The sequence below is a fragment of the Bacillus sp. G1(2015b) genome, assembly GCF_001482475.1.
GTDB classification, from domain to species: Bacteria; Bacillota; Bacilli; order Bacillales; family Bacillaceae; genus Bacillus; species Bacillus safensis.
The window spans coordinates 52,159-73,946 of record NZ_LKIC01000026.1 but is presented as its reverse complement, the minus strand read 5'-3'; the positions used below and the strand labels follow the sequence as shown (position 1 = coordinate 73,946).

The following is a 21,788-nucleotide window of genomic DNA, read 5'->3' as shown; positions in this document are numbered from 1 at the left end:
CAGAATCCAATAAGATTTACACACTTATATTTTATCTTTTGAAATTTCTTCCTTCCATTATCACACAATCAATTAAAGTACGATCCCTTTTATTTAATTACCCTTGAAACCAAAATGAATTTTTATTTCCTTAATGAAAAAACCTTGAAAGGATATTATCCGTCAAGGTTTTTTGGAGTACTAAGATTCAAAAGCCGTTTTTTCTGGAAATATGCCACCTTCTCTTACAAGGCATACTGCCAACCTTTGAGCCGCTCGATCAAAATAAAACTCATTAGGAATATTTTGATCTGGTAAGCTCTCTAACTCTCTAAACTTCCTAGTTATTTTACTTAACTCTATTTTACCCATTATCTCTTCATTAGGTCCAAATTTGTAAACTACAGTCTCTTCATCCTCATATTCCTTTAATAATAAAACATAAGAAGCCAATTTTATTCCTCCTTTGGTGGATACCAAGGACGCCCAGATTCAACTGTTTTATCATGTGCGGTCCTGTAATCTGTCTTGAATATCCCTTCAAACTTTGATTCAAAAAGTTCGTGATTTAATAAGTCAATATCATTTTTTTTATAAGTACCTTTTTGTAACCTGTCCCAGGCTTGTGCAATTTGATAATCTGAGTCAAAACGCCCAACCCCATGTTCTTTTATATGTTCTTTTATAAATAAATGCTCCTTTATTCTTTGTATCCTGTGTTCGGGCATTCCGGTATTCTTAGATATAGGCTTTATATCAGCTTTTGTCTTTCTAAAAGACTCATACATTTCTTCTGCTTTATCAAGTTGTTTTAGATATGCATCTATTGAAAGTTCCCTACCACCTGTTTGAACTCTATCAGCACTCTTAAATCCTATTTTACCATTAAATCCTTTTGTTCCAAACGGCAAAAGCATTCCAAGTGCCGCGTTCATACTCGCTTCCTGCTGTTCTTTCGAGATCTTATTTCCAAACATATCGCGGCCTGTGATCGCTTCGCTGAAGCCGTTGGTGGCTGCGAGGCCATATAAGCCTTTTTGAGATGTTTTTAAGGCGTCAAAGGATTTTTGTGATGTCTTGTAAATGTCGACTGCCCTGACTGCAGCTGATGTGGCTTGAGTCGTTTTATAGACCGCCTTTCCGCCTTTGAAAATGCGTCCTGCCCAGCCGACGATTGGGATATAGCCTGCTGCTGCCATACCGCCTGCTGCGACTCGCTGACCTGCGGTGAGTTCCTCGCCCGTGATTGGATCAACGCCTGTTGCGGCACGTTTTGCATCGTTCACACCTGTCAGTTCATTGACGATATTTCCACCGTAATCGAGCGCTTTTTCATACCAAGGACGGTTGGCGAGTGCTTCTTGTTCTTTTGCGATCTCTCGGGCTTCTTCTTGTTCTTTTTTGATTTTCAGATATTCAGAAGTTTGCTTTTCAATATCGCTTTTTGCCTTGTAGATTTCGCTATTTTGATACGCTTTCTTGTCAAAATTCATAGGCGAAATCGCTTTTCCGTCATTTGTCGCATTCATCATTTCAGCGTACAATGCCATTGTAGCTTGCTGCTCTGTCTCTGACAAAGCATATTCATCTTTTAAATTTTGATCAAGCTCTCTTAAATCTTTGACTGTTTTTTTTCGTTCATCTTCCGCATCTTCTATTTTTTCATCAAAGGTTTGACTATCAAATACTTCTAGAGAAATCAGATCATCAATGTCTTGAAAAATCGTTTTGAGTGCCTTTTTTTGATCCTTTACAATACTTTTGGCATTCTTGATGCCCATATGTACTGCGTTGTCTAAAAAGTGTTCTTCTACAAAGGTATCGCCGCCAAAGCTCGTATCATCAAGTGTTCCAGAAACACCTTCATGAAAGGCTTTTTGCTTATCAATGAAATTGATAAACATGTCAACATTACCCGCTAGTTCTTTATAAAAGCTTTTAATGTTATCGGCACCTTTCCCAGTAAAATCATCACCGAGGTTGGCAACACCTTGTAATGCCTTTTTTAAATCTACCATTTGTTCGCGGAGTTCCTGATAGTGTTTTGCCCTTGCGTCCATGGCACTGGTTAGTGCTTTTGCATCAAGTATCTTACCCAGAAGAAGTCACTCCCTCCATTATTGATCATAAAGTCTATTTTACCGTGCTCCTCAAAACGGAAAAATAGGCTAAATGACACAAAAAATGGGATAGGCTCTCAATTTAAAGGTCAATAAAATAAGCTAGACAATGCACTTTGCTCTGTCTAGCCATACATTCGTATTATTTATAATCATTGATTGGTCCTTTATCCATTAAAACATCAATTTCATTAGAAGACTTCATTTTTAATTTAGGTCTGCGCTCGGAATTTGGTTTGCTGTAAAGCTCTAGCGGACGGATGATCACACCATCATTTGTATTTTGAAGCATACCCGGCACACAAGAATAAATCCGATCATTATCATTCGCATGTTTGGCATGAATTGTCACAGATGTTCCTTGGTGATTATCGATACTCATAGATACCCTATATCTATAAAAGGAACCTGTTCCGTTTGATTGAGCAGAATAAACAACCGGAACGATAGCAAGAATATCGTCATTTAACCGTAATTTAATGACTTCTGTTTTCATCAATTCACGGTCTCTACCGACATCTCCCATATGCTCTACAGCCCCGTTACCGTAACTTTTGAGAGCAGGAACACCTTTTGCGCCAAACATGGCCACATCTATTTGTTTTCCTGACTTCGTATAGACCAATGCATAAATATCATAATCAGTTCCAGACTCCCAGGATACTGTAGCTGTAATCTCAGGCGTTTTTTCAATGATGATCGGTTTATGACCTTTGTCTAGACTAATTTTACCTTGAACTTTCTCTAAGCTAATTGGTGCAGCGACTTTCTCTTTAGAAGCTGGCTTCATTGGAGCAGGCTCATCAATTAGTTTCTCAGAAGTCATTTGAGGAGGTGTAGAAACATCCTGTTCATCAGGTTCAACCTCTACCCCAAAAAGCTTGCATAGCCCTTCTAATCCAGAATCGAAGCCACGCCAGATGGATCGTGCTTTCGTTTCACCATTTCTGATATATAGCTCTACTACGACAATACCCTTTTCATTTGTAAAGCTTACTGGTGTAAGGTATAGTACCTCATCGCCCGTTTGAATTTCTGCTTGCAGATTCTTCACTTGAGAAAAACCAATTCCTTGATCCTCTGTTAGTGTAATCGCCACCTTTGTGATTCCAGCAGGCACTTTGCTCATATCAAAATTCAATTGATGCCTTTTCAACTGACCTGATATCTCTGCTGGTAAAAGTGTCGCGACACCCGTGGCACTCTCCGGCTGATTGTAAAAAATAATGCCATGATCTCCTTGAACTAGATCTGAATCTGTTAAGAGAAACGCTGTTAAAGAAATATCGATTGCAGATGATACTTCATAACTGATGGATACTTGTCCCTTTGGAGAGTTTAGTACAGTATTGGCACCCATTTGCAGAGTTTGATTCATTTCAACAACTCCTATTCTATATCTACCATTTATCGCTTTTATAGATCAATTATACCAAATGGTTTAGTAGAGCCTATTAATATCTTTTTCAATCTCTGCCATGATATGAGACAATGCCAATTAAAAACAAACTACTCTCGAAAGGAGAATCAATGTGTATAAAAAAATCATTCCTGCTGTTATGGTGATATTCGGTTTTTGGATTCTTCTTCAAATATCCTTGAACATTAAGATCTTTCACAATCCAATGAACTATTTTGTCGCTATTACTCTCTTTTTTCTTTGTATTCAGGCATTAATAAAACATAAACAATGAAAAACCCGAACAAGCATATACCACGCTCGTCCGGGCTTCTATTTTCCTTTATTACACTTCTTCACCGTTCGTTGCGATGACGTTTTGATACCAAGTAAACGAATCTTTTTTGAGGCGCTTCATTGAGCCATTTCCTTCGTTGTCGCGGTCAACGTAGATCATGCCGTAGCGTTTTTTCATTTCGCCTGTTGTGAATGACACGATATCAATGATGCCCCAAGGTGTGTAGCCAATAAGGTCGACACCGTCGTATTCAATGGCTTTTTTCAGTGCTTCGATATGAGAAGCGAGATATTGAATTCTTTCTGGATCGTGAATAGAACCGTCATCTTCCACTTGATCTATTGCACCAAATCCATTCTCTACGATGAATAACGGGATTTGATAGCGATCGTAAAAACGATTCAATGTATATCTTAAGCCTGTCGGGTCAATGGACCAGCCCCAGTCACTTGATTTGATATAAGGGTTTTCTACACCATGCGGCAGGGCTCCGTTGACAATGTCTCCGTTGTGATCAGACACCGTATCACTTTTAACCGTTGTCGACATGTAGTAGCTAAAGCCTAGATAATCCACTTTCCCTTTTCTTAAGCTTTCTTCATCGCCTTCTTCAAATGGAATGTGATAGCCTTCTCGTTCGAATTCTTTTAATGCATAGCTCGGATAGTAGCCGCGCACCTGTACATCTGGGAAGAAATAGCGCTGTCTCATATATTCCTCTGCCAGCATGACATCCTCAGGGTTTGAGGAATATGGATAGATTGGCACGTGTGACACCATCGCTCCAATTTGGAAAGCAGGATTAATTTCTTTTCCTTTGGCTACTGCCCATGCACTTGCAAGTAATTCATGATGTCCTGCTTGATACATGACTTCTTTGGCATTTTCGCCTTCTTTGACTGATACCCCTGAATTTGTCCAAAGGAATAGTGGGTTGTTGACATCCATTTTGTTATTGATTTCATTAAATGTCATCCAGTATGTGACCTTGTCTTTGTATCGATTGAAGCATACTTCTGCGAATTTCGCGAAATACTCAGCAACTTTTCGGCTGCGGAACCCGCCGTACTCTCTTGCTAAGTGGAGCGGCATCTCAAAGTGAGACAGCGTAATCACAGGCTCGATGCCATGCTTGAGCAGTTCATCAAATACATCATCATAGAATTGTAAACCTGCTTCATTCGGTTCTTCTTCATCTCCCTTAGGGAAAATCCGGCTCCAGCCAATCGATGTACGTAAACATTTCAAACCCATTTCGGCAAACATTGCGATATCTTCCTTATAACGATGGTAGAAATCGATCGCTTCATGGTTCGGATAAAATTTATCTTCTTCTATCGTTTCAGTTATTTGTCTCGGTACTCCGTGAGCACCTGCTGTCATCACATCTACAACACTTGGACCTTTTCCTGCTTCATTCCATCCACCTTCAAATTGATGTGCAGCTAATGCTCCGCCCCATAGAAAATCTTTTGGTAATGTCATTATTCATTCCTCCTATTTCACAATTGTGATCATGACGTCTGTTGGCTGACATGTCGATTGTTCTTCTACAATCACATCTTCGTACGCTTGTGTATTGGTGATGATGACTGGTGTGATTGTTTTTAATCCTTTGCTTTCAATGGCTTCTTGATCAAATGTCATCAACAAGTCACCCTTCTTCACCTTGCTGCCTTCTTTGATATGCAGAGTAAATGCTGAGCCATCTAGGGAAACCGTATCAATTCCTACATGAACGAGTAACTCTACCCCGAATTCTGAACGCAGTCCAATTGCATGCTTTGTCGGCGCAAGCATGACGACACTGCCGTCAAACGGTGCATACAGCTTGTTGTCTGTCGGTTCAATCGCAAACCCTTTGCCCATCGCCCCCGAGCTAAATACGGCATCTGGCACTTCAGATAACGGGATCACTTTCCCTGCAAGCGGTGCAGGAATGGTTTCTTCATTATTCATCGAAGCATTCATTTTTTCTCCAACTTGCTCTTTATCAGACGTTGCACCGGCTGTCTGTTCCACTGTATCTTCCCCATAACCAAACATTTGAATAAGCACAACTGGTAAGATCAGCGCAATTGCGACACCAATCAATATGCCGATGATCGATGTTGGATAATCTGAACTAATTCCGTTTACAATCGTCAGTGGACCAGGCAAACCTGCATACGCAAAGTAATAAGGCGTAAAGAAGCTGGCAGCAATGGCACCAACCGCTCCAGATATACATCCGAAAATAAATGGTTTTTTGAAACGCAGGGTAACCCCGTAAATCGCAGGCTCAGTAATTCCAAAGAGACCCGTGATTCCCGCTGAAACCCCGACTTTTCGTGTTTCGCGGTTTCTTGCTTTTAAAATAACCCCTAACACTGCGCCGACCTGAGCGATAACAGCGATGGTTTGATATGCCTGGAAGGAGTCACGTCCATATTGTTCAAAGTTGGCGAGCACCATTGGCGTGATACCCCAATGAACACCGAAAATAACAAGCACTTGCCAGAATCCTCCGATAATAGCACCTGCTAAAGCTGGGACATTTTCCGCTAAGACATTGTATCCGTTTGCAATCCCATTTGCACCGGCTGTCGAAAGAGGACCAATTAATAGAATCGTTAACGGAACCATGACAACCATACAGATAAATGGCACAAATAACGGTTTGACCACTTCGTGAATGCGTTTGTTTAAAAATCTCTCTACATATGAAAGGATCCATACCAAGAATAGCGGCGGCAAAACAGATGACGTATAAACTGTTTCAGATAACGCTATGCCTAAAAAAGTAACGCCTTCCCCTGATGCCACGCGTCCAGCAATCTCCGTCCAAGCTGGACTGACAAGCGCTGCTGTACACGCTACAGCGATATACATATTCGTTTTAAAATGCTTGGCTGCTGTGATGGCGATAAAGATAGGCAAAAACGTAAACGGTGCCCATGAAATAAAGCTAAAGACTTCATACGTTCCCGTTTTCGAGAAGCTTGGAAATAATAAATTAATGAGGATAAGTGCACCTTGTAAAATACCTGCTGCTGCCAAAATATACACAAATGGCGCAAACACAGCAGACATGGTCGCGATGACACGGTTCAGCACCGTTCCCTTGTTTTCATTTGGCTGATCATCATCAGACGGCTGCAGCTGAACAAGGCTTGAAAAATGCTCATATACCTCACCAACATGCTGACCGATAACGACCTGAAATTGACCGCCATTTTCCACCACGGTAATGACGCCAGGCATCGCATTGACTGCTTCCTTTGCCTTTGGATTCGAACGTTTTAAGACCAAACGCAGCCGCGTGGCGCATCTTGCAGCACTCACCACATTTTCTTCTCCGCCAACTGCCTCTAAGATGTCTTCTGCAAGCTTTTGATAGTCCCTCACTTTTGACATATAAAACCCCCCTTTATCACTACTAGTATATGTACATTATAATTATACCGGTACAATTTATCAATACATATATAATTTCAAATAGCATATCAAAGGAAATTTGGTATGTGCTATAATACAAAGACAATAAATCGTGAAAACAAAGAGGAATAGCCATGTTAAAGTATCAACAAATTGCGAGCGATATTGAAAAATATATTGTCACCCATGAGATGCAACAAGGGGATAAGCTCCCTGTACTCGAAACACTCATGAGCCAATTTGCTGTGAGCAAGAGTACCATTATCAAATCGTTAGAATTACTCGAAAAAAAAGGAATTATCTATCAAGTGAGGGGCAGCGGCATCTTTGTTCGAAGACACCGGCGCAAGGGCTACATCAGCCTTTTATCCAACCAAGGGTTTAAAAAAGATTTAGAGGAATTTCAACTGACATCAGAGGTTTTAATGCTAGACACCATCAAGCCGTCCGAAGAAGCTGCACTTAATTTGAACATTGAACAAGATGAAGATGTTTTTTACCTTAAACGCATTCGTTACATCAACGGACAAACCTTATGTTTAGAAGAATCCTATTACCGAAAAACGATCATTCCTTATCTCAACACAGAAATTGCCGCCGATTCTGTTTTTAAATTCGTCAGTGAAGGTTTGGGGCTCAAAGTCGGTTTCTCCGATATGTACTTACAAGTAGGCAAATTGAATGAAACCGAAGCGACGCACCTCGGCCTCAAACAAGACGATCCCGCTCTCCGCGTCGAGACGGTCTTTCACCTCACAAACGGCCAGCCCTTCGACTTTTCGAAAATCACATATAACTACACACAATCCCAATTTTTTATTCAAGCGAATAATTATTATGGGTGATGGATGGAAAAAGCCTCCTGAGAGTATCAGGAGGCTTTTTTACTATTAGCTTTTAACCTTTAAACATTCTATCCTTCTTTCTTGAGAAGAAAGATCATCAATCGCTACATCACCATAATAAATATCTATGTGCTTTCCTTTCCCAATTAGAGCAACTGGAAAAGCATGCTGGCCTTGCAGGCACTTTTCAAACTTATCTGGATGAATCTCGACTTCAATTTCATGTCCAATGAACGCATATTCAAACGTTATCGTATGATAAAGATCCACAAGACAGCGTATGATCTCCTGCTGAAGATGAATGACATCATGAGAAACAACCTCTGTCCACTTTAAACAGATAACGAACCCTACATAACCTGCTTCTTTTTGTATGTTAATGGTCATATCATTTAGCTTCGACCCCGACAATTCAAATTCTATATAATAACCTGAAAAGTCATCATCTTTGATGATATTCTCTTTAACAACGTGTTCAATCCATCTTTCTCCGTCAGGGTCCTGACTAGACTTTACTTTCGTAATAGACATGTCTTTTTGAGCTAGATAATCAATCAATTGACGAAAAGTATTTGGTATATGAATGGTCTCATAAAAAACGAGTCCGATATTGATGTATCCACCAAGAGCTATGTCGCATCCCTCACTTCATTTTTTCTTTCATTATACTTTATTCAGACTATTATTCTGCGAAAACTCCCTCTCTTACATGAACATCTCCGATTTAAAACATCAAAAAGATTCATTTTACGAATGCATCAAACAAACTTATGATAAACGTAACAAAAATGTATAGGAGGGTTCGTCAGATGAGAGACATTAGAGTGTATCATGTTGATGCGTTTACAACTGAGAAATTTGGAGGAAATGCCGCTGGGGTGGTGTTGGATGGTGAGTTTTTAACAGAAGATGACATGCAGAGCATCGCCAAGGAGTTGAATTTACCGGAATCCGTCTTCTTGCTGCCTGCCCATGATAAGGAAGCCGATTATCGGGTCAAATACTTCACGCCGACGGAAGAGGTCAATTTTTGCGGGCATGCGACTGTTGGATTGACTTGGCTTCTGGCGACGGAGCTAGGGCTGGCTAAAGAGAGATCAGGGGTCGTGTTAGAAACAAAGATCGGCAATGTTCCTGTCGTATGGCACGAAGAAAATGGCAAGGTTGTTGATGTGGAAATGACGCAGGTGACACCGAAGACACGAGATTTTGTCATCGATTTAGACGAGCTTAGTGACATGCTTGGTGTGAGCAGTGACCGCATTGATCCATCCCATCCTATCAAATTAGCAAACACCGGTAACTGGCATCTTCTTGTTCCGATGAAGCACCAACAGGACATTGATCAAGCGGCACCAAACTTAGCGGCTTTAGCTAGAATGAATAAAGAGCATGGCATCTCGACAACCCACCTTTATACGTTCCACACCTCAAAAGAATGCGATCTTTATACGAGAGATTTTGCACCTGGGATTGGTATACCCGAAGATCCTGTGACGGGGGCAGCAAACGGGGCATTGGCTGGATATCTTTATTTGGAGGGCATCATTTCTCAGCAAGAAATCACTCACCTGAATATTGCCCAAGGGGATGCCATCGGTAGACCTGGCTTGCTTCGTATCACAGTCATTCCAAATGAATCAAAGCCGGTGATCAAAGTGGCAGGCGCAGCTGTCATCACGATCCGTGGCGTGTTGTCTTTATAAAACACCAGCTTGAATGGGAGACATCCTGTTCAAGCTGATTCTATTTAAAATGACTTTTGACCGTTTCAATCCATCTTTTCGCCGATGGGGAAGCTGCCTTGAACGATTTGAACGCCAGGTTGACCTCACGATAGACGTTCGTCTCCAGTGGAATGACTTTCGTATGAGGTATGTGCGGCGGCAAAACTAATTTTGGAATGATCGTGACTCCCAATCCTTCTTGAACCATAGAAATGAGCGTATTGTTGTCTTCAATTTCAAACAAAACATGAGGCTTCACGCCGCCTCTTTCTTTTAACAGCTTCTTGACGAGTATGTCGCAACCCGCTTTCGGCATGATAAAGGCTTCATCATGTAATGAATCAACTTCGATCACTTTCTTCTTATGAAAGCGATGATTCTCTTGTATGAGCACCACCAATTCATCCTGAAAAAGTGGAACAGTCTCGAATTCCCTCGATGACTGCGTTAAAAAACCAACATCAACCGTGCCTGAAGCGATCCATTCCTCAATCTCCTCATAACCGCCTTCATATAACTCCAGCTTGATATGCGGATAGCATTGCGTAAAACGGTGAATAAGGCGTGGTAGAACATTTGAAGAAAAACTAGGAAATGTCCCAATCTTGATGCTCCCCACTTCCATCCCTTGAATTAGCGCCGCCTCCTGCTCAAGCAATGCCGCATGATGCAAGATTTGCCGGATATGCGGCATCACCCGCTCACCTGCGTCTGTCAATGACAGCCCGTTTCGATTCCGCCGAAGCAGCACAATCCCGAGTTCCGACTCAAGCTTCGCAATATTATGACTCACCCCAGACTGCGTCAGCCCAAGCTTCTCCCCGGCTTTTGTAAAACTGCCGCATTCGACGACTGTTAGAAATACTTTGTATTGGAATGTGATCAGTGTGCTCACCTCACTTATTAATTCGTCGTTGCCGACGACGAAGACCTAGACGCTGCTTCATCAGCTTTCACACAATCAATCGCAACAACGAGCGCAATCATCACAGGCTCCATTTCTTCTTTCAAAATATCAACCTTGTAGCTGTCACCCCAAGTAAACCATTCCTTCTTCACCTGACCGATCACTTCGCCGCTTTGCAGCACTTGGAAATTCATATCCCACCAGTTACCTTGTACTTCAATCCCAGCAGCATCAATTGAATATTTTGCTTTAAAAAACGTAAACTCTTTTTTAATCGTCAATACCTCTTGACCATCAACTTCTACTAAAAACTTCGGTAAAAAGGTAAACATTTTCTTCGTAATCACAGCGATTTCATCTCGTTCTGTATTTAAAATGGTAAACGTCTTCGGCATCTTCATAAAGCTGCCTTCGACCACATACACATCGTTCTCCTGCTGATCCTTTACCGTAAACCTGCCGCTCAGACTAAATACTTTTTGCTTCATGTAAAGCTGTTTCATATGTACCTCCGATTCAGTTCAAAAATTTATCCGTTCTTACATTACCTCTGATTATACCAAAAAATAGAATGTACAAAAAACCACCTGATAACAGGTGGTTTTCGATTACTGATCCATTTTCAGAGATTCTTTTTCATATGTTTGAAAAGCATTTTCCATTCCCATGATGACTTCTTTAATTTTGACATAACCACTTGTGTAAGGAATAGAATCCCTAATCTCTTCCCACATAAAATGATAGAACTTCAGGTCTTCCGTTTCACACATCACAAAATCTGTGTAATCTTTACCTGGAAGAGCTTCAGCATCAAAAAAGCGCACCGTCACATGTTCCTCATATTTCTGCATCAACTCTTGCAGCGAAGCAGCATGGGTTCTTCGCTCCTCTCGTGGCAAAGCAAGCCAAGATGGATAGAACTCTAATAAAACAACCATCATATATTTCATCATCATACCCCCGATTCTTCTATGATGTGATGATTGTACGTCAGATCAAGAGAATGTGCATTAACATAGGTTAATGTTCAGCAGGATGGAGCAGCCTGCTCAACGAAACCGGAGAAATACCAATATATGAGGCAATATGATATTGAGCGATACGTTGATGTAACCCGGGATATTTCAATAAAAACGCCTGATATCGCTCAATTGCCGGCAAATATAGCAGTTCCCTCTCACGCTCTTCCTTTCTCGTATACAGCCTCTCTACACTAACCCGAACAAACCGCTCCCACATATGACTTCTATCCATCAACATTTGAAGCAGATCATACGGAATTTCAATCACGATCGAATCCTCCATCGCTTCAATCGAATAAGGAGAAGGCTGCCCGTTGATCATACTTGCATAAGAAGTAGCAAAATCATCTTCCAACGTAAAAGCCACATTGTACTCCCTTCCATCCGGTAACAAATAGAAGAGACGGAAGAGCCCCGTTATGCAGAAATAAGCATGCTTCACTGGATCGCCAGCCTTGATCATGCATGTACCCGCTTTTAATTGTTTAATCGTTGTTCCATCTTTGAAGGCTTGCCAATGATTTTGTTCGATTGGATATTTGGATATTTTGGTTTTGAAGGTGTCGTAAGGGTCAGTTATTTTGTCCATCTGTAAGTTACCTCCTAATAAGGAAAACTCAAGCCTACTTGGGGATTGTTTTTATGATCAATGCTAAAAATAAGTCTGTCACAATACGTGATGCAAAAAAAGTCTCGTTTGAGGGAAATCACTCAAATGAGACTTTTTTAATGTTTATTTAATACCCATTTACAAAGTAAGCAATGGTTTCTAATTCATCTTCCTTCAGTTCTCTGTTCACGTAATGTTGATATTCTTTCGTGATTTTCTGCTTATCTCCATCACATTGATCAGTGAATTTCGCTATCATCCGAAGTTTGTCTGTTTCCTGACGAAACTCCTCTTTTGTCCACGGTCTTTGGTGTGAAGGAATATACGTATCGGCATCAAAAGCTTCTAACTCATCTAAAAGACGCAATATTTCTTTCACTGTATAATGTACTTTCTCAGCATACATTTTCGGATAAATGCAATCACCAAGAAACAGGATTTTCTCTTCTTTCACATACACGATCACGGAATCTGCCGCATGATCGCCTCCAACATGCTGCACGATGCAAGTGACCCCGCCAAGATCAATCTCTATCCGACGGTCAAACGTGACATCCGGTAAAACCACCTGAATATCTCGATGATTCTTATATTCTTCTTTTATCGCCTTCGCGCAAAACTCAATCTCCGTTCCTTCCCTCACTCGCTCATCAATCGCCTCATCAGACCAAGAAAACGGAAGAAGCTTCTCCATTTCCTTTCTAGTTTTTGAAAAAGCAATTGAAACCGTATCAAGCAGCACAGGCAGACCAAAAATATGATCCCAATGCCAATGCGTGAGGACAACGAGATCGGGCTTGGCGTTCTCGTGTTTTAAGGTTTCTTTGATAAAGTATTTGGCATGATCTTCCGAGTTACCAGCATCGATCATTAAGGTTTTGTTATTGCCTTCGACCATGCCTAGGATGGGGCGGTCGGTGAGTGATACTGGTGTGATGTAGGAGAAGGTTTGGCCTATTTTTTTAATTGTGTGCATGGTGTTCCTGCTTTCTGTATATTTATATCAATTATAAAATTTTATTTTAGAAATAAGTCTTCATAAAATAAGAGGACACAATGCATTATTATATTAAATAGAGTAACTAACAATAAAACGGTTGATAAAAGACATCTTAATTTAATATTTATTTAATAGGATAATTAGAAATATCGTTAACAGAAAAACGAAGGGATTTCCCATTTGCATTAATTCCCCTAATTAATAAATACGAAAAAAATTCTTCAGATTTTAATAGTTTTTCCGCCTCATCCAAGTTTTTTTCTCCAGTTGGAATTATATAAAACCCAGAGTAAGGTATTGTATTTTCATCTAATCTATACGTTCTTACTTCATTAGTGATTACAGATGAAATAAGAAGCTTTTCACGATTCATAAATGAAAGTGCTTGGCTTCTTCCAAATTCAAACCATTTAGCTGAATTATCAGATCTTCTATTATTTAATTTCTCTATATTACTATACAGATACTTATATGCTTCAGGATATTTAAGCCTAAATTCAATCTCACTATACTTCATTAAATTGTTATTTTCATAAAAGTAAGGAAATAGAATATATTCTTCTCTCGCTATTGAATAGCTTCTTGGACTTGCAGCTAACCGAAGAACTTCTTTTTCTATCTTAGAACCATCTTTCATTTCTACATATAAATCATTTTCATTTATTATATCATTCTTACGAATTACAAATATGTCATTTAATAGAGTAGCTACACTATTAGAAACTTTATAATAATCCCCAAATTTTTTACTGCTTTGTGCATTTTCCAAGAAATTTGTGGAGAAAAACCATTTCTTTTTGAGATCACCTTTATTTATCTTTAGTGTTTCAGAATTATCTATATCCTTATAAACTAATGTATTTGTTTTTATTTGCTTATTTATAAGTATAATAGCAGGCGAAGTTAATATATTATTACCGAATATTAAACTTTCCTTAAAATCATATATTTTCTCAATGAAATTAATCATAATTTTTCTAAGTTCTTCACCAAAAACATTTTTGAAAATACTGTTAGGTATTATAAAAGATAGTTTTCCAATTTCGCTAAGTTCTGAAATGCTTTTTTCAATAAAAGCATAACAATAATCAAATTTCCCTTTGGAACAAGAGAAAAAAGTCTCTTTAAGGAAACACCTATTTTCAATACTGAGCTCTTGATACGTAATATATGGTGGGTTACCAACAATATAATCCATTTTGTGTCTATGTCTATGTTTCAAATAATCTTCGTTTTTAATATTCCAATTAACGTTGTGAATTCCTTTCTTATTTGCTAGTTCATTTAATCTATTAATACATATTTCTATAACTCTTTTATCTATTTCAAAACCTATTATATATTTTTCTAAATCTCTTTTTATTCTAGCATCTGAATAATTAAGACTTCGAGCAGAATTAATATATCTATTTGTTATTTCTAATAAAACATTTCCTTCCCCACACGAGTTTTCCAGTATATATTTCCCTATAATTTTTTTCCCTTTATAACCTATAATATCTAACATATTATTGACGTATATCTTAGGAGTAAATACTTGAGATTTATTATGCACTATTATCACCATTTAAATAATCAATAACTTTCTCTTCGTTTTTTCTCAATATTTGAAATAAGATTTAATATAGGATAACTTACTCTCTCTATATCTCCATAAATTTCACAGAAATCTTTCATTTCCATTAATAAAAAATCTAGTCTTCTTAACTGATTATTTAATTTAAGTTTATTATAAAATGTACTGATTGTTTTATTATTTTTATATTCATCTGAAATTACAATTGTATAATCTTCTTTTCGATGAAAAACACTAGGTAAATTGTTGTTATCTGGATTCAAAATTTCAACGTATTTCTCGTCAAAAAAATCTTCTTTACTTCTATTACATAGCCTACAACTGTTAACTAAATTATATATTCCATTAATAAATTCCTTTCTAAGAGAAGCATTATAATTCGTTCTAGATCTAGGAATGAAATGATCCACTTCGAATTCAGAGGAGTTTATAATTTGAGTACTGACCCCACAATATGCACATCTGTTATGATATAATTTTCTGAAGTTAATATTATATTTTTCTCCTCTTTTATTTACATAGCCGTAAACATTCCAAGCCTTAGGAAACTCGTTTTTGAATTCTTTTAAAAATTTGTCTTTTTCATAAATAAATTCAAGTTTATTAAGAGAAGTCAGTCTATAATCTACTTTAATTTTTGTTTTCATAATTCTCTTTTACCTCATTAAAAAGTAGTATAAGCTTATCTAAATCCTCTTTCTCAAATAAAGCTTTATCTTGTATACCTTTTATAGTAGTTTGAATTGTACTTATTAATACTTGATCTATTTCTTTGTCTTCTTCGATTTTGCCTAACACTGCAAACTCTTCAATAGTACTTTTTATGTTCATTTCTAACAACGGACCTAATTCCTTAGCATAAAAATCTTCGGACTCTTCCTCACTATTGTATGAACCTATAGATTGAAATTTCTTAATAGTTAATGATCTTTTATCAGTATCGTTTTGACTAATTACAATTGTTTTTATAAAAGGCAAAACTTGTCTAAGAATTATTTTAAATTCTTCTCCTGTAAATTTACCCAAAGTTGAGTTTTGATTCTCAAACAGCCACGAATCAATAATAATAATGTTCGATTTAGTAACTGTAGTATTTTTGAGCAATGATTTATAATTATCTACCTCACTAAAAGTGTAATCCGAATGAGCTAAATTATACCCATTATCGTTCTCCTTCGAATAAGATTCACAGTATTTATCTAAATATCTACTTAACATACTATCAGGTGTATCATCTATATAACATATATTAATAGTTTTAGTCATAATGTATTATCCTTTCAAATTAAAATTAATTTTAAAACCATCATCACCATCTATATCAATAACTTCTCCTTCATACATATGTACAGTATTATTTATTATCCACATTCCCAATCCGTGTCCGTCAGCCCTAGAAGTTTCATGAACGTCTAAAATTCTTCTAGCATCTTCTTTATATTTAGGATGTAAACCAATTCCATTATCTTTGTATTCAACAATAATTTTTTCTCTTTCAATTTTAAAGACTATATTAATTTTAAGTTTACCCTCTAATTCATTATGCTGAATACTATTCAAGATCAGATTGTCTAGAATAACCTCAATTACATCCTCTGAAAATTTAAATTCCCTTTCATGATTATAAATTAAATCAAATTTAATTAAAACCCAGTCATATTGTTTATTCCATACTTTCACAGTGTTACTTATCGTCTCTTCAATATCCTCTACTTTGGATTTAAATTTTCTTTTTTCTATTTTATTTAGAATTATATCTAGAAATACTAATAATTTATGATTAATCTTATTTAAATTATTAAGTGTTAATGGGACATTTTTGTAAGATACTTTTGTATACTCATCTGATAGTAACTCTTCCCAAAATCCATATTCTTTTAGTGCGTCAACAATATCCCTGTATCCTGAACTTAAATTATTTCTATTGTTATGTAATTCATGAGCAATAGCACTTGCTCTTAACCCTTGGGTAGCAAGAACATTTAATATCCTAACATCATATTTATATTTTTGTTCACTTTCTTTGAAAACTTTAGATTTTTCATTTGCTTCCTTCTGAAACCCTTTAATTTCACTTGCCAAAGAGGTCACTTTTTCTTCCGACATTTCCTTTACACTTAACGGTTTATTAAGAAACTCCTTCAGAACCTCATTTTTAGCCGTCCTCTTTTCATCACCTCTATATTGTACTATTTTTCTAATGATGCTCTGTCGTTGCTTCTCAAATCTACCCAGACCAAAATGTATAATCTTGCAGAATATATCATAATAATCATCTTCTTCTATTCCTTGTCTATTAGCTAGATCTTTCAAATTCTTATTATTTATTTTATCAATTTGAACAAATCCAGATATCTGATTTAGCCTAACTCTCCAACTTCCTGTTAAATGGCTAGCAGCTGCTGGCGATTTCCTAGCTCTTGAAGAAATAGATAACCAATCTTTTTTTCCCTCTAGAGATGATATACTGAAATCATTTCTATATAAAGCGATATCCACATCTATTAATTCGAGTCCGTTATACTTATACATATAATGTTTAGCCATATCTTTTTGTTGTTTTGACAAGCCAAAATAAAACTCAGCACTAAAATCTCCTAAATAAGTCAGCAAATTTTCTAAATCTTCATTAGAATCGAATATATTTACTTCATATTGCATATTAAATGTCTCTTGATATACCTTAATTTTGTTAATATCTATAATACTTGCAATTTCATCTGTAAATTCGTCAGATTCAATTAGTACTACTAATTTCATTTCATCACTTTTATAATCTAGAGTGATTTTACTTGAACAGTTAACACCTAACTTAATGTTTTTGAAAATTGGTGTTATTTGTATTGGATTTTCCTGTTTATAATGAATAATAACTTTCATTTCCTCATTTTTGTAGGCTCTCATAAGAAAATTTTCTAGCTTCTTTATATCATTGGGACGCCACGTATCTCTAAGATCTGTTATCTCTATATTTGTCCCTTGTAATAAATCATCTTGTATCTTTTTAAAACTTGAAAACTCCCAATTTGTCTCCCACAGTATTGGGTCATTATTTTCTTTCTTCGAAAGAATTTTGACACTATTCCCAAGTCGTGCTGTTGCAAATCTACCTACACCCTTAGAGCCTGTCAGAACTCGATTACTTTTATTATCAATATACCCTTTACTACTTTTTCCGACATGCATCCAATCCTTTTTAATATTTTCATAATTCATTCCTATTCCATCGTCAAATATTCTAATAGAGTCATTGTCGATATATATATTACAGAATTTTGCCCCTGCATCATAACAGTTCTTTATTAATTCATAGATTGCAGAGTCCTTTGTCGTGAAGTTTTGCCTACCTAATAATTCCGCGATTTCACTATCTTCAATCGTAAATTTTCCGCTTTCCATATTATCACTATCACTCCATTATATATTAATAAATATCAACCTTTTCACTTATGGTACGGCTCCCCCCGAACAATCCGAAACGCCCGATAAACCTGCTCCACCAACACCAACCTCATCAACTGATGCGGAAACGTCATCCTCGAAAACGATAACTTCTCATTCGCACGCTGCATGACAGCATCGCTTAAGCCAAGAGATCCGCCTATGACGAAACATACTTTGCTTTTTCCGTATGTTGCCAGCTTATCTATTGTATCGGCTAATTCTTCGGAAGTTTTCATTTTTCCTTCGATGGCGAGGGCGATGACGTGGGCGTCTGGGTTGATTTTGCTTAGGATGCGTTCGCCTTCTTTGTCTTTGATGATTTTCATGTCTTGATCGCTGAGATTCTCTGGCGCTTTTTCGTCCGCGAGCTCAATGATTTCGATTTTTGCATAGGCTTGTAATCGTTTTGTGTATTCGGCTATGCCTTGCTTTAAATATTTCTCTTTTAATTTTCCTACTGTGATAATTGATATATTCACAGGTCATCCCCACCTTAAGAACAAGTTATTCATATAAGTTATCAACAATTGTGGATAAAATTTGTGTATTTTGTGTCCGATCATTCGTTCCCCACTATATATATTGCAGGTTCATCGCACAATTCACAGGTTGTGGATAAGCTGTGTGTATGTTCGATTTTTCTGAATTCTGGTGGCGTTTCATGGTCATCTATGTACATGTCTAATACGGTTTCTATGTGTTCTGCACAAGCATAAAGTGATTTGTTCATAAGTTTCTGATTCCTCCAATATATTGTCTCGTTATTCACAAGTGTTTCGCTCATTGTTCAATATAACCGATTTATTCACATGTTAATAGTCTTTTACCATTTCCTCCACCTTTTATCCACAAACCAAACAAAAAAAGCCTCCACTCCTGTGAAGGCTTCTTTCTATAAAAACGGATTATAAAATCTCGTTCCTCTAACAAATGTAATCACTAACGAAACAATCAGTACCACACCAACAAATATGAACGCCACATAATCTGCTTTTTGAAAGTCTTTTGCCGTAAACCATGTACGCTTTTTATGTTTCCCAAAACCACGCAGCTCCATTGCATTGCTGATCGTTTCAATCCGCTCCAAGCTGGAGAAAATCAGCGGCATGACAATAGACAACGCATTTTTGATTCGTTTCCCCAGTTTTTCATTCTTCGATAAATCAATCCCTCTTGCTTGCTGAGAAATCGCGATCGTGCGAAAATCCCGCTGAATATCTGGAATATAGCGCAAGGCAATCGCTACCGCATAGGAAATCCTGTAGCTGACCCCAATTCTGCTGAGCGATGAGGCGAATTCACTTGGATTTGTTGTCACAATAAATAAAAGCGCTGCTGGCATCACGGTCACGTATTTTAGCGTAATGTTCAACTGATAGAAAAGCTGTTCAAGTGTGACGTTGTACCAGCCGGCAATATGAAACAGCTCATGCTTTGCTCCGTAGATGGCGACACCTTGCTGAGGCGCAAAGATGTAAATGGCGATGTTATTAATCACTAGGAAAATCGCCAGGACGATCACCACGAAGGAAATATCACGAAATCGTACGTTTGATAGCTGAAAGAATACGATACTGGCGGCTAACATAAACACTAAAACGCCTGTATCATACGTGAGCATCGCTGCGGATGACCAGAGGATAAAGCAAATGAGTTTGGTTGCACCTGTCAGCCGGTGAATCGGCGACGGGCGGTCGATATAGGACAGCATGTCTACAGCCATGTCATTCGTTCCTTTCTGTCAACCTCAATGAAGCGATCTACGAGTTCATTTGGATTCGGCCAATCAGCTTTCAGCGCCAGTTCATACAGCGATGTTTCCTTTAAACTCGCCTTTTGGACAAGCAGCTGATCTGTCAGTACTTTGGCCGGGGTATCATCTGCGATTTTTTCTCCATCTGAAATGACAATGGTTCTTGTTGTGTATTCGAGCATCAAGTGCATATCATGAGTAATCATGAAAATCGTGACACCCTGCTGATTTAATTGTTCTAAAAACGTCATCATCTCTGTGTAATGTTTAAAGTCCTGTCCTGCGGTTGGTTCATCTAGGATGAGGATTTCTGGCTCTAATACAAGAATTGACGCAATGGTGACGCGTTTTTTCTGTCCAAAGCTGAGCGCTGAGACCGGCCAGTTCCGAAATGGATACAGCCCACACACTTTCAGGACCCGCTCCACCCGTTCTTTGATCTCTTCTTCCTTTACCCCTCTTAAAACGAGACCGAGTGCGACTTCATCAAAGATCATTTGTTTTGAAATCATTTGATTGGGGTTTTGCATGACGACGCCGATTCGTTCGGAGCGCTGTTTGATCGTATCTCCTGTGATGTCATCACCATTTAAAAGAATTGAGCCTTTCGTTGGCTTTTCAAACGCACAGAGCACCTTAGATAATGTTGTCTTGCCTGCGCCATTGGCTCCTGCGATGCTGATCATTTCTCCCTTTTTGACGGTAAAAGAGATGTTGCTCAGCGTGTTTGGTCTTGTTGGATAATCAAAGCTCAGATCGCGCACTTCTAGTAAATCCTGTGCTGCAATCTGATCTACTGATGGCTCAGATGCTTCCATCCATTGCTCGATTTTCTCTTTTGCTTCGTCGTTTAGAGTGAGACGCTGTAAATCAGCGATCTGATCCCCCGGTGCAACCGGAATGCCTGCGTATTTCATCGCCTTTACATATAAAGGCTCACGCAAATACGCCGCTTCTAATACGTTTGAGGCGAGCAATTCATCTGGTGTCATATCTGCTACAATCGTTCCTTCATTGACAACGATGATGCGGTCCACATGACGGAAGAGGACGTCTTCTAATCGGTGCTCAACCATCACAATGGTTTTTTTCGTTTGTTTTTGCAGCCGGTCAATGAGGTCGATGACTTCTTTACCTGTTGCGGGATCAAGGCTTGCAAGTGGTTCATCAAACAGTAAAATATCGACATCGTTGACCAGTACGCCTGCAATGGCGACACGTTGTTTTTGTCCGCCTGACAGCTCATGCACGGACGATGCCAGCTTGCCGTCTACCTCTGTTAATCTTGCCGCTTCCTCGACACGTGTTTTCATTTCTTCGCGTATGACTTGATCATTTTCAAGTGTAAATGCAATGTCTTCTCCAACGGTCAACCCTATGAATTGTCCATCAGGGTCCTGAAGCACCGTTCCGACAAGCTGGGAGAGGGTGAAAATGTTCTCTTTCTCTGCATTTTTCCCGCCGATGTGAAGACTTCCTTCCATAGAACCTTTATAAGACGCAGGAACTAGCCCATTGATACAATGGGCTAGTGTGCTTTTTCCCGATCCAGACGGGCCTGCGATGAGAACTTTTTCTCCTTCATAGATGGTCAGGTTGATATCCTTTAATGTTGGTTCTGCCTGACTGCGATACTTGAATCCGAAATGTTCGAATTGAATCATCGGTTTCTTCATTTATGTGTTCCACCT

The 21,788-nt window shown here is 38.3% G+C and carries 21 protein-coding genes; 2 read left to right on the top strand and 19 right to left on the bottom strand.

Annotated elements, in window-relative coordinates:
* Positions 1 to 180 precede the first annotated feature (180 nt).
* From AMR95_RS11955 to AMR95_RS11935, 5 genes are all read right to left on the bottom strand, one after another.
* Positions 181 to 432 (bottom strand): hypothetical protein, encoded by a 252-nt coding sequence (locus AMR95_RS11955; protein WP_058838376.1) that lies wholly within the window; start codon positions 430 to 432, stop codon positions 181 to 183.
* A 2-nt stretch (positions 433 to 434) separates the two neighbouring features.
* The gene (locus AMR95_RS11950) at positions 435 to 2,039 is read right to left on the bottom strand and encodes a ribonuclease YeeF family protein (protein WP_058838375.1); all 1,605 of its coding nucleotides are present in this window, start codon (positions 2,037 to 2,039) and stop codon (positions 435 to 437) included.
* Between the two features lie 202 nt (positions 2,040 to 2,241).
* On the bottom strand, positions 2,242 to 3,477 hold the full coding sequence (locus tag AMR95_RS11945; protein ID WP_058838374.1) for a TerD family protein: 1,236 nt from the start codon (positions 3,475 to 3,477) through the stop codon (positions 2,242 to 2,244).
* 367 nt (positions 3,478 to 3,844) lie between these two features.
* Positions 3,845 to 5,284: a 6-phospho-beta-glucosidase BglA gene (gene bglA / locus AMR95_RS11940; protein WP_156414543.1), complete on the bottom strand. Its 1,440-nt coding sequence runs from the start codon at positions 5,282 to 5,284 to the stop codon at positions 3,845 to 3,847.
* Positions 5,285 to 5,293: 9 nt separating this feature from the next.
* Positions 5,294 to 7,192 carry a beta-glucoside-specific PTS transporter subunit IIABC gene (locus AMR95_RS11935; RefSeq protein ID WP_058838372.1) on the bottom strand — a complete coding sequence of 633 codons (1,899 nt, stop codon included), beginning with the start codon at positions 7,190 to 7,192 and terminating at the stop codon, positions 5,294 to 5,296.
* A gap of 155 nt (positions 7,193 to 7,347) precedes the next feature.
* Between AMR95_RS11935 and AMR95_RS11930 the strand changes: the two genes are divergently transcribed.
* The gene (locus AMR95_RS11930; protein WP_039182781.1) at positions 7,348 to 8,058 is read left to right on the top strand and encodes a GntR family transcriptional regulator; all 711 of its coding nucleotides are present in this window, start codon (positions 7,348 to 7,350) and stop codon (positions 8,056 to 8,058) included.
* Positions 8,059 to 8,103: 45 nt separating this feature from the next.
* On the opposite strand, the gene AMR95_RS11925 is transcribed toward AMR95_RS11930, so the two are convergent.
* Complete coding sequence (locus AMR95_RS11925; RefSeq protein WP_268501884.1) at positions 8,104 to 8,637, bottom strand: Imm64 family immunity protein; 534 nt, start codon at positions 8,635 to 8,637, stop codon at positions 8,104 to 8,106.
* Between the two features lie 230 nt (positions 8,638 to 8,867).
* Here AMR95_RS11925 and AMR95_RS11920 point away from each other — a divergent pair, with 230 nt between their 5' ends.
* A complete protein-coding gene (locus AMR95_RS11920; protein WP_058838370.1) occupies positions 8,868 to 9,764 on the top strand; it encodes a PhzF family phenazine biosynthesis protein in 897 nt (298 codons plus the stop codon).
* A gap of 40 nt (positions 9,765 to 9,804) precedes the next feature.
* Here the strand turns inward: AMR95_RS11920 and AMR95_RS11915 are convergent, their stop codons facing one another.
* The 13 genes from AMR95_RS11915 to AMR95_RS11860 form a co-directional block, all read right to left on the bottom strand.
* Entirely contained in the window at positions 9,805 to 10,680 is an 876-nt protein-coding gene (locus AMR95_RS11915) for a LysR family transcriptional regulator (RefSeq protein ID WP_231746884.1), read from the bottom strand.
* Positions 10,681 to 10,688: 8 nt separating this feature from the next.
* Positions 10,689 to 11,195 (bottom strand): LURP-one-related/scramblase family protein, encoded by a 507-nt coding sequence (locus AMR95_RS11910; RefSeq protein WP_058838369.1) that lies wholly within the window; start codon positions 11,193 to 11,195, stop codon positions 10,689 to 10,691.
* A gap of 105 nt (positions 11,196 to 11,300) precedes the next feature.
* Positions 11,301 to 11,642, bottom strand: coding sequence for a darcynin family protein (locus tag AMR95_RS11905; RefSeq protein WP_039183409.1), 342 nt, complete (start codon positions 11,640 to 11,642; stop codon positions 11,301 to 11,303).
* Positions 11,643 to 11,712: 70 nt separating this feature from the next.
* The gene (locus AMR95_RS11900; RefSeq protein WP_024424005.1) at positions 11,713 to 12,303 is read right to left on the bottom strand and encodes a Crp/Fnr family transcriptional regulator; all 591 of its coding nucleotides are present in this window, start codon (positions 12,301 to 12,303) and stop codon (positions 11,713 to 11,715) included.
* 148 nt (positions 12,304 to 12,451) lie between these two features.
* Positions 12,452 to 13,300, bottom strand: a complete 849-nt coding sequence (locus tag AMR95_RS11895; protein ID WP_058838368.1) for an MBL fold metallo-hydrolase — start codon at positions 13,298 to 13,300, stop codon at positions 12,452 to 12,454.
* Positions 13,301 to 13,448: 148 nt separating this feature from the next.
* Positions 13,449 to 14,879 (bottom strand): Eco57I restriction-modification methylase domain-containing protein, encoded by a 1,431-nt coding sequence (locus AMR95_RS11890; protein WP_197412155.1) that lies wholly within the window; start codon positions 14,877 to 14,879, stop codon positions 13,449 to 13,451.
* A 20-nt stretch (positions 14,880 to 14,899) separates the two neighbouring features.
* Positions 14,900 to 15,547: an HNH endonuclease gene (locus tag AMR95_RS11885; RefSeq protein WP_058838366.1), complete on the bottom strand. Its 648-nt coding sequence runs from the start codon at positions 15,545 to 15,547 to the stop codon at positions 14,900 to 14,902.
* Positions 15,531 to 16,166, bottom strand: a complete 636-nt coding sequence (locus AMR95_RS11880; protein ID WP_058838365.1) for a hypothetical protein — start codon at positions 16,164 to 16,166, stop codon at positions 15,531 to 15,533. The genes AMR95_RS11885 and AMR95_RS11880 overlap by 17 nt, the downstream gene beginning before the upstream one ends.
* Before the next feature lie 6 nt (positions 16,167 to 16,172).
* Positions 16,173 to 18,299: an ATP-binding protein gene (locus tag AMR95_RS11875; protein ID WP_058838364.1), complete on the bottom strand. Its 2,127-nt coding sequence runs from the start codon at positions 18,297 to 18,299 to the stop codon at positions 16,173 to 16,175.
* Between the two features lie 44 nt (positions 18,300 to 18,343).
* On the bottom strand, positions 18,344 to 18,823 hold the full coding sequence (gene rlmH / locus AMR95_RS11870) for a 23S rRNA (pseudouridine(1915)-N(3))-methyltransferase RlmH (protein ID WP_056766716.1): 480 nt from the start codon (positions 18,821 to 18,823) through the stop codon (positions 18,344 to 18,346).
* A gap of 80 nt (positions 18,824 to 18,903) precedes the next feature.
* A complete protein-coding gene (locus tag AMR95_RS18905) occupies positions 18,904 to 19,074 on the bottom strand; it encodes a CxxH/CxxC protein (protein ID WP_008360116.1) in 171 nt (56 codons plus the stop codon).
* Between the two features lie 162 nt (positions 19,075 to 19,236).
* Positions 19,237 to 20,067 (bottom strand): energy-coupling factor transporter transmembrane component T family protein, encoded by an 831-nt coding sequence (locus AMR95_RS11865; protein ID WP_058838363.1) that lies wholly within the window; start codon positions 20,065 to 20,067, stop codon positions 19,237 to 19,239.
* Positions 20,058 to 21,773 (bottom strand): ABC transporter ATP-binding protein, encoded by a 1,716-nt coding sequence (locus tag AMR95_RS11860; RefSeq protein WP_058838362.1) that lies wholly within the window; start codon positions 21,771 to 21,773, stop codon positions 20,058 to 20,060. The genes AMR95_RS11865 and AMR95_RS11860 overlap by 10 nt, the downstream gene beginning before the upstream one ends.
* Positions 21,774 to 21,788: the final 15 nt, after the last annotated feature.

Excerpts from the sequence above, each read along its gene's own strand:
- AMR95_RS11950 (WP_058838375.1), bottom strand. The coding sequence starts at position 2,039 with ATGGACGCAAGGGCAAAACACTATCAGGAACTCCGCGAACAAATGGTA.
- AMR95_RS11945 (WP_058838374.1), bottom strand. The coding sequence starts at position 3,477 with ATGAATCAAACTCTGCAAATGGGTGCCAATACTGTACTAAACTCTCCA.
- AMR95_RS11935 (WP_058838372.1), bottom strand. The coding sequence starts at position 7,192 with ATGTCAAAAGTGAGGGACTATCAAAAGCTTGCAGAAGACATCTTAGAG.
- AMR95_RS11930 (WP_039182781.1), top strand. The coding sequence starts at position 7,348 with ATGTTAAAGTATCAACAAATTGCGAGCGATATTGAAAAATATATTGTC.
- AMR95_RS11920 (WP_058838370.1), top strand. The coding sequence starts at position 8,868 with ATGAGAGACATTAGAGTGTATCATGTTGATGCGTTTACAACTGAGAAA.
- AMR95_RS11910 (WP_058838369.1), bottom strand. The coding sequence starts at position 11,195 with ATGAAACAGCTTTACATGAAGCAAAAAGTATTTAGTCTGAGCGGCAGG.
- AMR95_RS11905 (WP_039183409.1), bottom strand. The coding sequence starts at position 11,642 with ATGAAATATATGATGGTTGTTTTATTAGAGTTCTATCCATCTTGGCTT.
- AMR95_RS11900 (WP_024424005.1), bottom strand. The coding sequence starts at position 12,303 with ATGGACAAAATAACTGACCCTTACGACACCTTCAAAACCAAAATATCC.
- AMR95_RS11895 (WP_058838368.1), bottom strand. The coding sequence starts at position 13,300 with ATGCACACAATTAAAAAAATAGGCCAAACCTTCTCCTACATCACACCA.
- AMR95_RS11885 (WP_058838366.1), bottom strand. The coding sequence starts at position 15,547 with ATGAAAACAAAAATTAAAGTAGATTATAGACTGACTTCTCTTAATAAA.
- AMR95_RS11880 (WP_058838365.1), bottom strand. The coding sequence starts at position 16,166 with ATGACTAAAACTATTAATATATGTTATATAGATGATACACCTGATAGT.
- AMR95_RS11875 (WP_058838364.1), bottom strand. The coding sequence starts at position 18,299 with ATGGAAAGCGGAAAATTTACGATTGAAGATAGTGAAATCGCGGAATTA.
- AMR95_RS18905 (WP_008360116.1), bottom strand. The coding sequence starts at position 19,074 with ATGAACAAATCACTTTATGCTTGTGCAGAACACATAGAAACCGTATTA.
- AMR95_RS11865 (WP_058838363.1), bottom strand. The coding sequence starts at position 20,067 with ATGGCTGTAGACATGCTGTCCTATATCGACCGCCCGTCGCCGATTCAC.
- AMR95_RS11860 (WP_058838362.1), bottom strand. The coding sequence starts at position 21,773 with ATGAAGAAACCGATGATTCAATTCGAACATTTCGGATTCAAGTATCGC.